The sequence below is a fragment of the Malikia spinosa genome, assembly GCF_002980625.1.
In the GTDB taxonomy this organism is placed as follows: Bacteria; Pseudomonadota; Gammaproteobacteria; order Burkholderiales; family Burkholderiaceae_C; genus Malikia; species Malikia spinosa.
The window spans coordinates 188,234-199,585 of record NZ_PVLR01000007.1 but is presented as its reverse complement, the minus strand read 5'-3'; the positions used below and the strand labels follow the sequence as shown (position 1 = coordinate 199,585).

General features: G+C 68.7%; 12 protein-coding genes. 7 read left to right on the top strand and 5 right to left on the bottom strand.

The annotated features are described in order from the left end of the window. Window positions 1–188 precede the first annotated feature (188 nt). A complete protein-coding gene (locus C6P61_RS03195) occupies window positions 189–506 on the bottom strand; it encodes a DUF3579 domain-containing protein (RefSeq protein ID WP_105728478.1) in 318 nt (105 codons plus the stop codon). Window positions 507–772: 266 nt separating this feature from the next. Here C6P61_RS03195 and C6P61_RS03190 point away from each other — a divergent pair, with 266 nt between their 5' ends. The 7 genes from C6P61_RS03190 (at window position 773) to C6P61_RS03160 (ending at window position 6,504) form a co-directional block, all read left to right on the top strand. Further along, complete coding sequence (locus C6P61_RS03190; protein WP_105728477.1) at window positions 773–1,972, top strand: aspartate aminotransferase family protein; 1,200 nt, start codon at window positions 773–775, stop codon at window positions 1,970–1,972. Window positions 1,973–1,982: 10 nt separating this feature from the next. Then, window positions 1,983–2,954: an ornithine carbamoyltransferase gene (gene argF, locus C6P61_RS03185; RefSeq protein ID WP_105728476.1), complete on the top strand. Its 972-nt coding sequence runs from the start codon at window positions 1,983–1,985 to the stop codon at window positions 2,952–2,954. 25 nt (window positions 2,955–2,979) lie between these two features. After that, the gene (locus tag C6P61_RS03180; RefSeq protein ID WP_105728475.1) at window positions 2,980–3,912 is read left to right on the top strand and encodes a class I SAM-dependent methyltransferase; all 933 of its coding nucleotides are present in this window, start codon (window positions 2,980–2,982) and stop codon (window positions 3,910–3,912) included. Next, a complete protein-coding gene (locus tag C6P61_RS03175; protein ID WP_105728474.1) occupies window positions 3,909–4,223 on the top strand; it encodes a YkgJ family cysteine cluster protein in 315 nt (104 codons plus the stop codon). The genes C6P61_RS03180 and C6P61_RS03175 overlap by 4 nt, the downstream gene beginning before the upstream one ends. Window positions 4,224–4,231: 8 nt before the next feature. Beyond that, on the top strand, window positions 4,232–4,867 hold the full coding sequence (kynB, locus tag C6P61_RS03170; protein ID WP_105728473.1) for an arylformamidase: 636 nt from the start codon (window positions 4,232–4,234) through the stop codon (window positions 4,865–4,867). A 119-nt stretch (window positions 4,868–4,986) separates the two neighbouring features. Then, window positions 4,987–5,562: a LemA family protein gene (locus C6P61_RS03165; RefSeq protein ID WP_105728472.1), complete on the top strand. Its 576-nt coding sequence runs from the start codon at window positions 4,987–4,989 to the stop codon at window positions 5,560–5,562. A 15-nt stretch (window positions 5,563–5,577) separates the two neighbouring features. Next, window positions 5,578–6,504: a hypothetical protein gene (locus tag C6P61_RS03160; RefSeq protein ID WP_105728471.1), complete on the top strand. Its 927-nt coding sequence runs from the start codon at window positions 5,578–5,580 to the stop codon at window positions 6,502–6,504. A gap of 50 nt (window positions 6,505–6,554) precedes the next feature. Here C6P61_RS03160 and C6P61_RS03155 read toward each other — a convergent pair whose 3' ends face one another. Genes C6P61_RS03155 through C6P61_RS03140 form a run of 4 tightly spaced genes read right to left on the bottom strand, consistent with a single transcriptional unit; the run spans window position 6,555 to window position 11,347 of the window. Beyond that, complete coding sequence (locus C6P61_RS03155) at window positions 6,555–7,433, bottom strand: ribose-phosphate diphosphokinase (protein ID WP_105728470.1); 879 nt, start codon at window positions 7,431–7,433, stop codon at window positions 6,555–6,557. Further along, window positions 7,433–9,049 (bottom strand): thymidine phosphorylase family protein, encoded by a 1,617-nt coding sequence (locus C6P61_RS03150; protein WP_105728469.1) that lies wholly within the window; start codon window positions 9,047–9,049, stop codon window positions 7,433–7,435. Before C6P61_RS03150 ends, C6P61_RS03155 begins: the two co-directional genes overlap by 1 nt. A 43-nt stretch (window positions 9,050–9,092) precedes the next feature. Further along, complete coding sequence (locus tag C6P61_RS03145) at window positions 9,093–10,301, bottom strand: FAD-dependent oxidoreductase (protein ID WP_105728468.1); 1,209 nt, start codon at window positions 10,299–10,301, stop codon at window positions 9,093–9,095. A 47-nt stretch (window positions 10,302–10,348) separates the two neighbouring features. After that, window positions 10,349–11,347: a S49 family peptidase gene (locus tag C6P61_RS03140; RefSeq protein WP_105728467.1), complete on the bottom strand. Its 999-nt coding sequence runs from the start codon at window positions 11,345–11,347 to the stop codon at window positions 10,349–10,351. Between the last annotated feature and the right edge of the window lie 5 nt (window positions 11,348–11,352).

The following is an 11,352-nucleotide window of genomic DNA, read 5'->3' as shown; positions in this document are numbered from 1 at the left end:
CTACGCCGAGGCGCTGCTGCCGCAGGCCCAGGCGCTGGCGGCGTCGGTGCAGACCAGCGGTGCCACGGTCGAGCGCATGGCAGTCGAGATGTTCTGAGCCGGGAAGCGGGCAGCAAAAAGCCGCTTCCGTTGCCGGATGCGGCTTTTTGCACTTTCAGGACCGCGTCAGCGCTGCCCTGCAGCGGGACTCAGGGCTTGGGAACGTCGGGCAGCAGGCAGGCTTCGACCACCTGCAGGTCGTTGTCGCGCGCGAAGCCCATCACGAAGTTCCAGGCCATCTGGTCGAAGTCGCGCAGGTCGGTATGCACGACGACGCACTTGACGCCGTTGATGACCTTCGGGATGCACCAGGGCGAGTAGCTCAGGTGGGCACCCGGCAGGTTGCCGCCCGGCCTGAACTGGCTCATCACGCCCGCCAGCCGCTCCGCCCAGTCGCTGGGACGGAAGGTCCTGCCGCTGTGGGTAAGGCCCTGGATGAAGACTTCTTTGGCGGAGGGAGAAAGCATCGGGGAAGAGTCCTCTGGAGACGGACGAAAAAGACGGCGCTGAGGATCGCTCAATTCCGCGTGAGGAATGGACGAAATTTTATCTTATATAAGACTCAGGACAATCGATAGCACTTATGCCGGCGCGATATGGGGAGCCGGACTGCGGCGTCATCAAAGCCTGCCAGGACTGGACCTAAAATGCCAACAGACGCCACCCGGTCATTGCCCGGGTCCGGCCCGCCCAACACAGACACCTCGTTTTTCACGTTTTTGGAAACCTCGCCATGTCCAACGCTGCTCCGGTCGAACCGCATGTCATGAACACCTACGGCCGCCTGCCGATCGCGCTCTCGCACGGTCACGGCTGCCGCGTCTGGGACGTCAACGGCAAGGAATACCTGGATGCACTCGGCGGCATCGCGGTCAACACCCTGGGCCACGCCCACCCCAAGCTGGTTCCGGCGCTGCAGGAGCAGATCGCCAAGCTGATCCACACCAGCAACTACTACTACACGCCCAACGCCGAGCGACTGGCCGCCATGCTGTGCGAGCGCTCGGGGCTGGACAAGGTCTTCTTCTGCTCCAGCGGCCTGGAGGCCAACGAAGCCGCGCTCAAGCTGGCGCGCAAGTTCGGCCATGACAAGGGCATCGACAAGCCTGAGATCGTAGTCTACGAGAAGGCCTTCCACGGCCGCTCGATCGCCACGCTGAGCGCGACCGGCAACCCCAAGGTGCAAGCCGGCTTCGGCCCGCTGGTCGAGGGCTTCATCCGCGTGCCGCTGAACGACATCGAGTCGATCAGGAAGGCGACCGCCGGCAACCCGAACGTGGTGGCGGTGTTCTTCGAGGCGATCCAGGGCGAAGGCGGCGTCAACCCGGTCGATGCCGACTACATGCGCGAAGTGCGCGCGCTGTGCGATGCCAACGACTGGCTGCTGATGATCGACGAGGTGCAGTGCGGCATGGGTCGTACCGGCAAATGGTTCGCGCATCAGTGGGCCGGCATCCAGCCCGACGTGATGCCGCTGGCCAAGGGCCTGGGCTCGGGCGTGCCGATCGGCGCAGTCGTGGTCGGCCCCAAGGCCGCCAACATCTTCCAGCCCGGCAACCACGGCACCACCTTCGGCGGCAACCCGCTGGCGGTGCGCGCTGGCGTGGAGACGATCCGGATCATGGAGGAAGACGGCCTGCTCGAGAACGCCGCCAAGGTCGGCCTGCACCTGCAGACCGCTTTGATCACGCAGTTGATGGGCGTGGCCGGCGTCAAGCAGGTACGCGGCAAGGGCCTGATGCTGGGCATCGAGCTCGACCGTCCCTGCGGCGTGCTGGTCAATCGCTGCGCCGAAGCCGGCCTGCTGCTCAGCGTGACTGCCGACAGCGTGATCCGCATGGTGCCGCCGCTGATCCTGTCCACGGCCGAAGCCGACGAGATCGTCGCCAAGCTGGTCCCGCTGATCAAGGCCTTCCTGGCCGAACAAGCCTGAGTCACCTCTCATGAACGCGTCCATCACTCCTCCGGTGCCGGTCAGGCATTACCTGCAGTTCAAGGACTTCAGCGCCGATGAATATGCCTACCTGCTCGAACGCATCTGGCTGATCAAGCGCAAGTTCAAGACCTACCAGAAGCACCACACGCTGACCGACCGCACGCTGGCCATGATCTTCGAGAAGGCCAGCACGCGTACCCGCGTCAGCTTCGAGGCTGGCATGTACCAGCTCGGCGGCAGCGTGGTGCACCTGACCACCGGCGACAGCCAGCTGGGCCGTTCCGAGCCGATCGAGGACAGCGCGCGCGTGATCAGCCGCATGACCGACATCGTGATGATCCGCACCTTCGGCCAGGAGAAGATCGAGCGCTTCGCCGCGCATTCGCGGGTGCCGGTCATCAACGGCCTGACCAACGAGTTCCACCCCTGCCAGATCCTGGCCGACCTGTTCACCTGGCTCGAATACCACGGCCAGCGCGCCGACGGCAGCATCGACCCGAGCGCACTGCGCGGCAAGACCGTGGCCTGGGTCGGTGACGGCAACAACATGGCCAACACCTGGCTGCAGGCGGCCGAGCTGCTGGGCTTCAAGGTCCATGTCAGCACGCCGAGCGGCTACGAGGTCGACCCGAAAGTGGCCGGTGTCGGTCAGGGCGAGTTCTGGCAGGTGTTCGACGATCCGATGCAGGCCTGCCGCGGCGCCGACCTGGTCACGACCGATGTCTGGACCAGCATGGGCTGGGAGGCCGAGAACGAGAAGCGCATGCAGGCCTTCGCCGCCTGGTGCGTGACACCCGAAATGATGGCGATGGCGCAGCCCGATGCGCTGTTCATGCATTGCCTGCCGGCGCACCGCGGCGAGGAAGTCACGGCCGACGTGATCGACGGCCCGCAAAGCGTGGTCTGGGACGAGGCCGAGAACCGCATGCATGTACAAAAGGCGCTGATGGAGTATCTGCTGCTGGGCCGACTGGCCTGAGCGCAGCCGATTGGCACCCCCACCCATGCAGGCTCTACTCGACGCGATTGCACAAGCCGAAAAACCCGCCGAGGCGATCCGCCTGTTCCACGGCCGCGGCGGCCTCTACCCGGGCTGCGAGCATCTGGCGCTCGACGCCTACCCGCCGGTCTGGCTGCTGACCAGCTTCAAGCCGCTCGACGACGCCGAGCTGGCCCAGGTCGGCCAGGCGCTGACGGCGCGCTGGCAGCAGATCGCGCCGGGCGAGCCGCTGAACTGGGTCTACCAGTGCCGCTTCGAGGGCCGGACCGACACCCGGCTGATGGCCGGCAGCGTGCCCGAGCCGCATCTGGTCAGCGAGCAAGGCGCGCGCTACCTCGTCCATGTGCTCAAGGGCCAGAACCACGGCCTGTTCCTCGACATGGCCGAGGGCCGGGCCTGGGTGCGCGCCCACGCGGCCAGCCAGCCGCGCCTGAAAGTGCTCAACCTGTTCGCCTACAGCTGCGCCTTCTCGATCGCGGCGCTGCAAGGCGGTGCGCGCCAGGTCGTCAACGTCGACATGAGCGCGGGTGCGATCAGCCTGGGCCAGCAGAACCATGCGCTCAACGAACTGCAGGGCAAGGCCAGCTTCCTGGCGCATGACATCTTCAAGACCTGGGGCAAGATCACGCGCGGTGGCCCCTACGGCCTGGTGGTGGTCGATCCGCCGAGCTACCAGAAGGGCAGCTTCGTCGCGACCAAGGACTACCTCAAGCTGATGCGGCGCCTGCCCGACCTGCTGATTCCGGGCGGCCATGCGCTGCTCTGCCTCAACGCGCCCGAGCTGAGCCCGGCCTTCCTGCAGCAGCAGATGGCCGAGGCCGCACCCGAACTGATCTTCGAGCAGCGGCTGCCGAACCCGGCCGCGTTTGCCGATGTCTCGCCCGACCGCGCACTCAAGGTGCTGGTCTACCGCGCACCCGACCTGCCCTCACCATGAGCCAATGCCAGAGCTGCGGCGCCTGCTGCGCCAACTTCCGGGTCGATTTCTCGATCTACGAACTCGATACCGAGGGCGGTGCCGTGCCCGCCGGCCTGACGGTCGAGGTCAATGGCAACACCGCGCGCATGCGCGGCACCGACCATGTGCCGATCCGCTGTGCCGCGCTGTGCGGCAAGGTCGGCGAGAAGATCGGCTGCGGCATCTACGAATGGCGGCCCTCGCCCTGCCGCGAGTTCGAGGAAGGCAGCGATGCCTGCAACCGCGCCCGCGCCCGCCATGGCCTGGCGGCGCTCGACAGCCTGTTCTGAACTGCGCCATGCTGCGGCTGTGGGACATCTCGCCACCGCTCGATGCCGCCAGCCCGGTCTATCCGGGCGATGCACCCTACCGCCGCGACTGGCAGGCCCGCATCGGAGCGGACGGCGCGGTCAACCTGAGCCAGATCCGGCTCTCGCCCCATGTCGGCGCCCATGCCGACGCGCCGCTGCATTACGACCCGGCGGGCCAGGCCGCCGGCGCCATGGCGCTGGAACCCTTCATCGGCCACTGCCGCGTGATCCATGCCATCGGCTGCGGCCCGCGCGTGCAATGGCAGGACATCGCGCATGCGCTGCCCGCTGACCAGGCCGTTCCGGCACGGGTCCTGATCCGGACCTACCGGCGGCAACCCCGGCAATGGGACCCGGATCTGGCCGGCATCGCACCCGAAGTGATCGAGCACCTGGCCGCGCTCGGCGTGCTGCTGATCGGCATCGACAGCGCCAGCGTCGACCCGGCCGACAGCGTGCTGCTGGAAAGCCACCAGGCACTGCGCCGCCATGGCCTGCGCGTACTCGAGAACCTCTGCCTCGACGCGGTCGATGCGGGCGACTACGAGCTGATCGCGCTGCCGCTCAAGCTGATGGACTGCGAGGCCAGCCCGGTGCGCGCGGTGCTGCGGCCCTGGCCGTAGCCAGCAGCAGCCCGCCTGAGCCAGCGCAGTGCAGCGCCCCCGCCGGGAGCGCCGGCGGCTAGGCGCGAGGCCGGTCCGCTCCTATGATGGGGCTGACAACTGACAAAAGGAGCAATCGAATGAACATCATGTCCGCCGTGGCGCTCGGCCTGCTGGCGGCAGTCGCGCTGTACGCCGTCGTCGCCTACAACGGGCTGGTCGGGCTCAAGCATGGGGTGGCGCGCGCCTGGTCGAACATCGACGTGCTGCTGCGCCAGCGCCACGAGGAACTGCCCAAGCTGGTCGAGACCTGCCGCCAGTACCAGCAGTTCGAGACGGCGACGCTGACGCGGGTGACCGAAGCACGCGCCAGCGTCGCGGCCGCGCGCGAACAGCAGGACCTGCCGGCACTGGGCGCGGCAGAAGGCCTGCTGCGGGCCGGCCTGGGACAGATCTTCGCGGTCGCCGAGGCCTACCCCGAGCTGCGTGCCAACGAACAGTTCATGCAGTTGCAGACGCGCATCAGCGCGCTGGAGAACGGCATCGCCGACCGGCGCGAGCTCTACAACGAGGCGGTCAACCTCAACAACACCCGCATCGAGCAGTTCCCCGACCTGCTGCTGGCGCGCGGCTTCGGCTTCAAGGCCAGTCCGCTGCTGGAGTTCACGCCGCAGCAGACGGCCGATGTCGACCTCAAGGCCCTGTTCAAGGGCTGAACTGGCTGGCGCGCGATGTCACCGCTCCTGCTGCGCGACCGCCTGGGGCTGAGCCTGCCCGGGCTGCAGTTCGCACTGCTGGCCTGGGCCTTGCACCCGGAACTGGGTCGGCCCGCCTGGCCACCGCTGACGCTGCTGCTGTGCAGCGCGCTGTTCGGCTTCTGGCGCTCGCTGCGCCAAGCCAGGCTGGTCGATGACACACCGACCGCGCGCATCGCTTCGGCCGCGCAGGGCTATGCCGAGCTGCGCGGGCGGGGGCAGCCGCTGGCCGGACTGCCCCTGCTGTCGCCGCTGAACGGGCTGCCCGTGCTCTGGTGGCGCTTGCTGACCGAAAAGCAGAACGAGAAAGGCAAATGGCAACAGGAGAGCCTGGAGCAAAGCCAGGCCAGCTTCCTGCTCGACGACGGCAGCGGCAGTTGCCTGGTCGACCCGGAAGCGGCCGAGATACTGGTACAGCGGCGCGAGGTCACCGAGCGGGACGGCCGGCGCTACACGCTCTGGACCTTGCTGCCGCATGACCCGGTCTATGTGCTGGGCGACTTCCGCACCCTGGGCCCGCTGGATGGCGCGCTGGATGGCGCGCTGGACGGCCCAATCAGCGAATCGCGGCGACTGGCCGAACTGCTGGAGCACTGGAAAGCGGACCAGGCCGGACTGCTGGCGCGCTTCGACCTCGATGGCAACCGCGAGATCGATCTGAAGGAGTGGGAGCTGGCGCGCCACCAGGCCAGGCAGCAACTGCGCCAGCAACAAGCCGAGGTCGCGGCGGCAGCGGAACTCCATGTCGTCGGCGCGGCCAGCGACGGCCGGCTGTTCCTGATCTCGGACCTGGAGCCCGAAAAAATCGCGCGCCGCTTCAAGCTCTGGGCCGGTTTTCACCTGCTGCTGTTGCTGGGCAGCGCAGCGGCGCTGGGCCATCTGGTGCAGCTCGGCCAGCTCTAGCCGGCGCCTGCCCCCTTGTCCGCCTCGGTCAATCGGCCGTCAATCGACCGTCAGCCGGCCGTCAACCGGTGCAGAGCCTGCGCCAGCAGCGGCGCCATTGCCACCACGTTGCTGGCATGCGGGACGCAGTCGGTGCTCCAGACCGCCCCGACGCCGGCCTCATGCAACGCCTGCTCGGCGCCGGCGACGAACAGCGCATGCGTGACCGCGACATCGACCGAGGCCGCGCCGGCCGCCCGCGCCAGACGCGCGGCCTGCGCCACCGTCTGGCCGGTGCTGGCCATGTCGTCCAGGATCACGACCGAGCGGCCGTGCAGCTCGACCTCGGGCAGCTCGACCGCCACCGCGCGGTCGCCATGGCGCACCTTGCGGCAGACGGCGCTGTCGTGGCCGATGCGCTCGGCGGCCTGGCTGACCCACTGGCCGGCCTCCTCGTCGGGACCCAGCAGCAAGGCGCCCGGGCGCTCGCGCGCGATCCAGTCGGCCAGCGCCGGCGCACCGCTGATCCAGATCGGGTCAGGGATAGGAATCGCCTCGCCCAGCGTCGCGACCCGGTGCAGGTGCGGGTCGACCGTGATCACGGCATCGAACAGCTCGGCCAGGAAGGCGCCTATGACGCGCTGGCTGACCACCTCGCCCGGCGAAAACGCCATGTCCTGCCGCATATAGGCCAGATAGGGCGTGACCAGCGTCAGGTGGCGCGCGCCGAGCTCGCGTGCGCTGCGCGCCACCAGCAGCAGCTCGACCAGCTTCTCGTTGGGCTGCTGCAGGCCGCGCAGCAGCACGACGCGCTCGGGCAGCTGCGGCGGCAGCTTGAGCTTGAGCTCGCCGTCCGGAAAGCGGTGCCGCACCACGGCAACCGGAGTCAGGCCGGATTCAGCGGCCAGGCGCGAGGCCATCAGGGCCTCGTCTTCGAAATATAAAAGCATCAGAATTCCACAAAGACATGCGGCAGCTGGCCCGGTTGGCCGAGCTGGTAGCCGCTGGATTTGGCGCTGGCCTGGCGCGCGAAGTCGAGGTCGGACTGGAAGCTGGCGTGCACGCGATAGAGCAGATCGCCCGCCGCCACCGCATCGCCGAGCTTGCGCGCCAGATCGACCCCGGCGGCGCCCACCTTGGGCGCGCCCGCCAGCCGCGCAATGCGCGCGATCTGCAGGTTGTCGATGCCCGTCACCACGCCAGCCTGGTCGGCCCGGACCTCGAAACTCAAGGCGCCGAGCCCGGGCCGCTCGTGCTCGAACGGCCTGGCGCCCTGGGCCTCGATGATGGCGTGCATCTTCTCGAGCGCGCGGCCCGAATCGAGGATGTCGCGTGCGATCGCGAAACCGTCGCCGCCCCGGATGTCGGGGTCGCACTCGAGCAGCCGACCAGCCAGGCGCAGCGCCTTCTGGCGCAGGTCCTGCGGCGCCAGCGGGTGATTCTCGAGCACGCGCATGACATCGCGCGCTTCCAGCACCGGGCCGATGCCGTTGCCGATCGGCTGGCGGCCATCGGTGATCACGACATCGAGCGACAGGTCGAGCCGGCGCGCCACATATTCGAACAGCCGGCGCAGCTTCTGCGCCTCGGGCATCGAGCGCACCTTGGCGGTCGGTCCGATCGGGATGTCGAGCACCAGGTGATTCGAGCCGGCCGCGATCTTCTTCGACAGGATGGAGGCCACCATCTGGCCCGGCGAATCGAGCGAGAGCGGGCGCTCGACCGAGATCAGCACATCGTCGGCTGGCGACAGGTCGGCGGTGCCGCCCCAGGCCAGGCAGGCGCGATGCTCGCGCACGATTTCCTGCAGCCGCGCCAGCGGCAGTTCGACATCGGCCAGCACCTCCATCGTGTCGGCGGTGCCAGCCGGCGAGGTGATGGCGCGCGAACTGGTCTTGGGACAGACCAGACCGTGGGCCGCGACGATCGGCACCACGAGCATCGAGGTCCGGTTGCCCGGGATGCCGCCAATGCAATGCTTGTCGACCACCAGGCGCTCATGCCAGTCGATGCGACGGCCGGAGGCGATCATGGCCTCGGTCAGGAAATAGACCTCCTCGCGATCGAGCTCGCCGCGGTTGGTCGCCACCACGAAGGCCGACAGCTCGATCTTGGAATAGCGGTGCTCGGCGATGTCGCGCACGATAGCCTCGAACTCCGCGCGCCCGAGTCGCTCGCCATCGATCTTGCGGTGCAGCGCCGCGATCGAGGCTGGCGGTTCGGCCTGCGCGATCGTCACCGGATGGCCCTTGGGCACCCCGAGCTGGTCGAAGGCGTCCTCGGACAGCCCGACCTCGTGGCACTGCACGATGCGCGGGTCGCTCGTGACATTGAGCGTGGCCAGGATGCGGCGACCATTGGCCCGGATCTCGACCTTGGACAGGGCCTGGAAGCCCTCGGCGCGGTAGACCGCGCAATCGTGGTTCAGGTAGGCGACGTTCTCGCGGTAGGTGTCGATCGCGACGCGGCGCAGGCGCAAGGGGGCAGTGGCGGCCTCGGGGGCGACAGGCGGCGTGACCTCGGGGGCGGCAGGGGCGGCGTGGGCAGCGGGTTCGGCAGGCTTCATGGCGGAATCGGTGGCGCAGGTGATGGCGACACGATACTCCTGGTCAGGGTGCTGGCGGCCCGCGGTAGAGCTCGGGCAGGTCGACCAGGCTCTCGCCCAGCAGCGCCATGCCGAGGTCGCGGCCCCAGCGCAGCGGGCCCGCGGCATGGAAGATCTGGCCGTTGCGGCGCGAGCGCTGCTGAATCCAGGCATTGCGGCGCCAGCGCTTGCGGGCCAGCGTCTGCAGCAGGCCGGGCCAGGCTATGCCTTGGCCGGCAGCGCCATGGCGCCAGTCTGGCTGCGCCAGCAGCCGGCCCAGCGTCCAGGCATCCTCGAGCGCCATCGCGGCGCCCTGGGCCAGATAGGGCCGGGTCGGGTGCGCCGCATCCCCAAGCAGCGCCACCCGGCCCTGCGCATGTTCGTGCGGGCCACGCATCGGCGCACGGGCATTGAGCGGCCAGAGGCGCCAGTCGGGCACGGCCTGCAGCAGCCGGTCGAAGTCGCCATGCACGGACCCGAGCGCCCGGCGCAGCTGCGACGCCTGCGCCGCGTGGTCCCAGCTCTCGGGATCAGGCGGGATCGGGCCCTCGACCACCACGATCACGTTCATCGCGGCGCCGGCACGCACCGGGTAATGCACCGCGTGCAGCCCCGGCGCGAGCCAGGCCGTGACCTGGTTGCGGCGCAGCTCGGGCGGCAGGTCGGCCATCGGCACCAGGCCGCGGTAGGCCAGGTCGCCACTGAAGATAGGCGCGCCATCGGCCAGCAGCTGGCCACGCACCCGGCTCCAGAGACCGTCGCAGCCCAGCAAAGCACTGGCCTGATAGCGGCTGCCGTCCTCGGTCTGCAGCCGGATGCCGTCGGCATCCTGCTCGAAAGCCTGCAGGCGCTGGCGCAGCCGGCAATCAACCTGGCTGCTGCCTTGCAGCTGGCGCAACAGGATCTGGTGCAGGTCGGCGCGGTGGATGGTCGCGTAGGGCTGGCCGTAGCGCTGCTGCATCGCGGCACCCAGTGTCAGGCCGCCAAGCTGGGCCCCCGAGCGGGCGTCGCGCACGGCCAGGCGCTCGGGAAATGCCGCCACCTCGCGCAGCGCCGGCAGCAGGCCCCAGTCATGCAGCACGCGCACCGCGTTGGGGCCGAGCTGGATGCCGGCCCCGACCTCGGAGAAGGCCTCGGCCTGTTCCAGCAGCGTCACCTGCAGCCCGGCACGCTGCGCCACCAGGGCCGCGCTCAGGCCCGCCATGCCGCCACCGATCACCAACAAATCATCCATGGACCGATTGTGCCGGATCGGGACTGGGGGTCCGAGCGCTGCCAGCTTCAGCGCAACACCGGCGTCGCGCGCTGCATCAGCTGCATGGCGCTTTCGCCGACGCCAGCGCCAAAGCGCTTGGCCAGGCGCGAAGCCACGTTCTCGTGCTGGGTGTAGTCGACGATGTCCTCGGCCTTGACCACCTCGCGCGCGACCTGGTCGAGGCTGCCGTAATCATCGGCCAGTCCGAGCGCGATCGCCTTCTGGCCGCTCCAGGCCAGACCGCTGAACAGCTCGGGGGTTTCCTTGAGCCGGTCGCCGCGCCCGGTCCTGACCACGTCGATGAACTGGGCATGGATCTCGTTGAGCATGTCCTGCGCATAGGCGCGATGGGTCGCGTTCTGCGGACTGAAGGGGTCAAGGAAGCCCTTGTTGACGCCGGCCGTCAGCAGCCGGCGCTCGACGCCGACCTTGTCCATCAGCCCGGTGAAGCCGAAGCCGTCCATCAGCACGCCGATGCTGCCGACGATGCTGGCCTTGTCGACATAGATCTGGTCGGCCGCCGCCGCGATGTAATAGGCGGCCGAGGCGCAGGTCTCCTCGACCACGGCATAGACCGGCTTGTCGTGCAGCTTCTTGAGCCGGTGGATCTCGTCGTTGATGATGCCGGCCTGCACCGGGCTGCCGCCCGGCGAGTTGATCAGCAACACCACCGCCTTGGCGCCCTTGTCCTCGAAGGCCGAGCGCAGCGAGCCGAGCAGGAACTGCGAGCTGGCCTCGGTATCGGCCGCGATCTCGCCGCGGATCTCGATCAGCGCGGTATGCGGCGTGCTGATCGAGGCGCTGTCGGGCATCTCGCGGTAGGCCATCCAGAGCAGCACTGCGAACAAGGCCAGCCAGAGCAGGCGGATCCTGACCTTCCAGCGCCGCGCGGTGCGCTGTTCCTCGAGTGCGGCAAATGCCAGCCGTTCCAGCGTCTTGCGCTCCCAGGAGGCATCGGCAGGAGCTTGGGGGCTGGACGCGGGCGGGCTGACGCTGCCGGCGGAATCCTGTAGGGGGTCTTGCATGGGGG

What these genes read in the sequence shown, in the direction of transcription:
- C6P61_RS03145 (WP_105728468.1), bottom strand. Translation starts at nt 10,301, where the DNA reads ATGGATGATTTGTTGGTGATCGGTGGCGGCATGGCGGGCCTGAGCGCG.
- C6P61_RS03150 (WP_105728469.1), bottom strand. Translation starts at nt 9,049, where the DNA reads ATGAAGCCTGCCGAACCCGCTGCCCACGCCGCCCCTGCCGCCCCCGAG.
- argF (WP_105728476.1), top strand. Translation starts at nt 1,983, where the DNA reads ATGAACGCGTCCATCACTCCTCCGGTGCCGGTCAGGCATTACCTGCAG.
- C6P61_RS03165 (WP_105728472.1), top strand. Translation starts at nt 4,987, where the DNA reads ATGAACATCATGTCCGCCGTGGCGCTCGGCCTGCTGGCGGCAGTCGCG.
- C6P61_RS03140 (WP_105728467.1), bottom strand. Translation starts at nt 11,347, where the DNA reads ATGCAAGACCCCCTACAGGATTCCGCCGGCAGCGTCAGCCCGCCCGCG.
- C6P61_RS03195 (WP_105728478.1), bottom strand. Translation starts at nt 506, where the DNA reads ATGCTTTCTCCCTCCGCCAAAGAAGTCTTCATCCAGGGCCTTACCCAC.
- C6P61_RS03155 (WP_105728470.1), bottom strand. Translation starts at nt 7,433, where the DNA reads ATGCTTTTATATTTCGAAGACGAGGCCCTGATGGCCTCGCGCCTGGCC.
- C6P61_RS03160 (WP_105728471.1), top strand. Translation starts at nt 5,578, where the DNA reads ATGTCACCGCTCCTGCTGCGCGACCGCCTGGGGCTGAGCCTGCCCGGG.
- C6P61_RS03180 (WP_105728475.1), top strand. Translation starts at nt 2,980, where the DNA reads ATGCAGGCTCTACTCGACGCGATTGCACAAGCCGAAAAACCCGCCGAG.
- C6P61_RS03190 (WP_105728477.1), top strand. Translation starts at nt 773, where the DNA reads ATGTCCAACGCTGCTCCGGTCGAACCGCATGTCATGAACACCTACGGC.
- kynB (WP_105728473.1), top strand. Translation starts at nt 4,232, where the DNA reads ATGCTGCGGCTGTGGGACATCTCGCCACCGCTCGATGCCGCCAGCCCG.
- C6P61_RS03175 (WP_105728474.1), top strand. Translation starts at nt 3,909, where the DNA reads ATGAGCCAATGCCAGAGCTGCGGCGCCTGCTGCGCCAACTTCCGGGTC.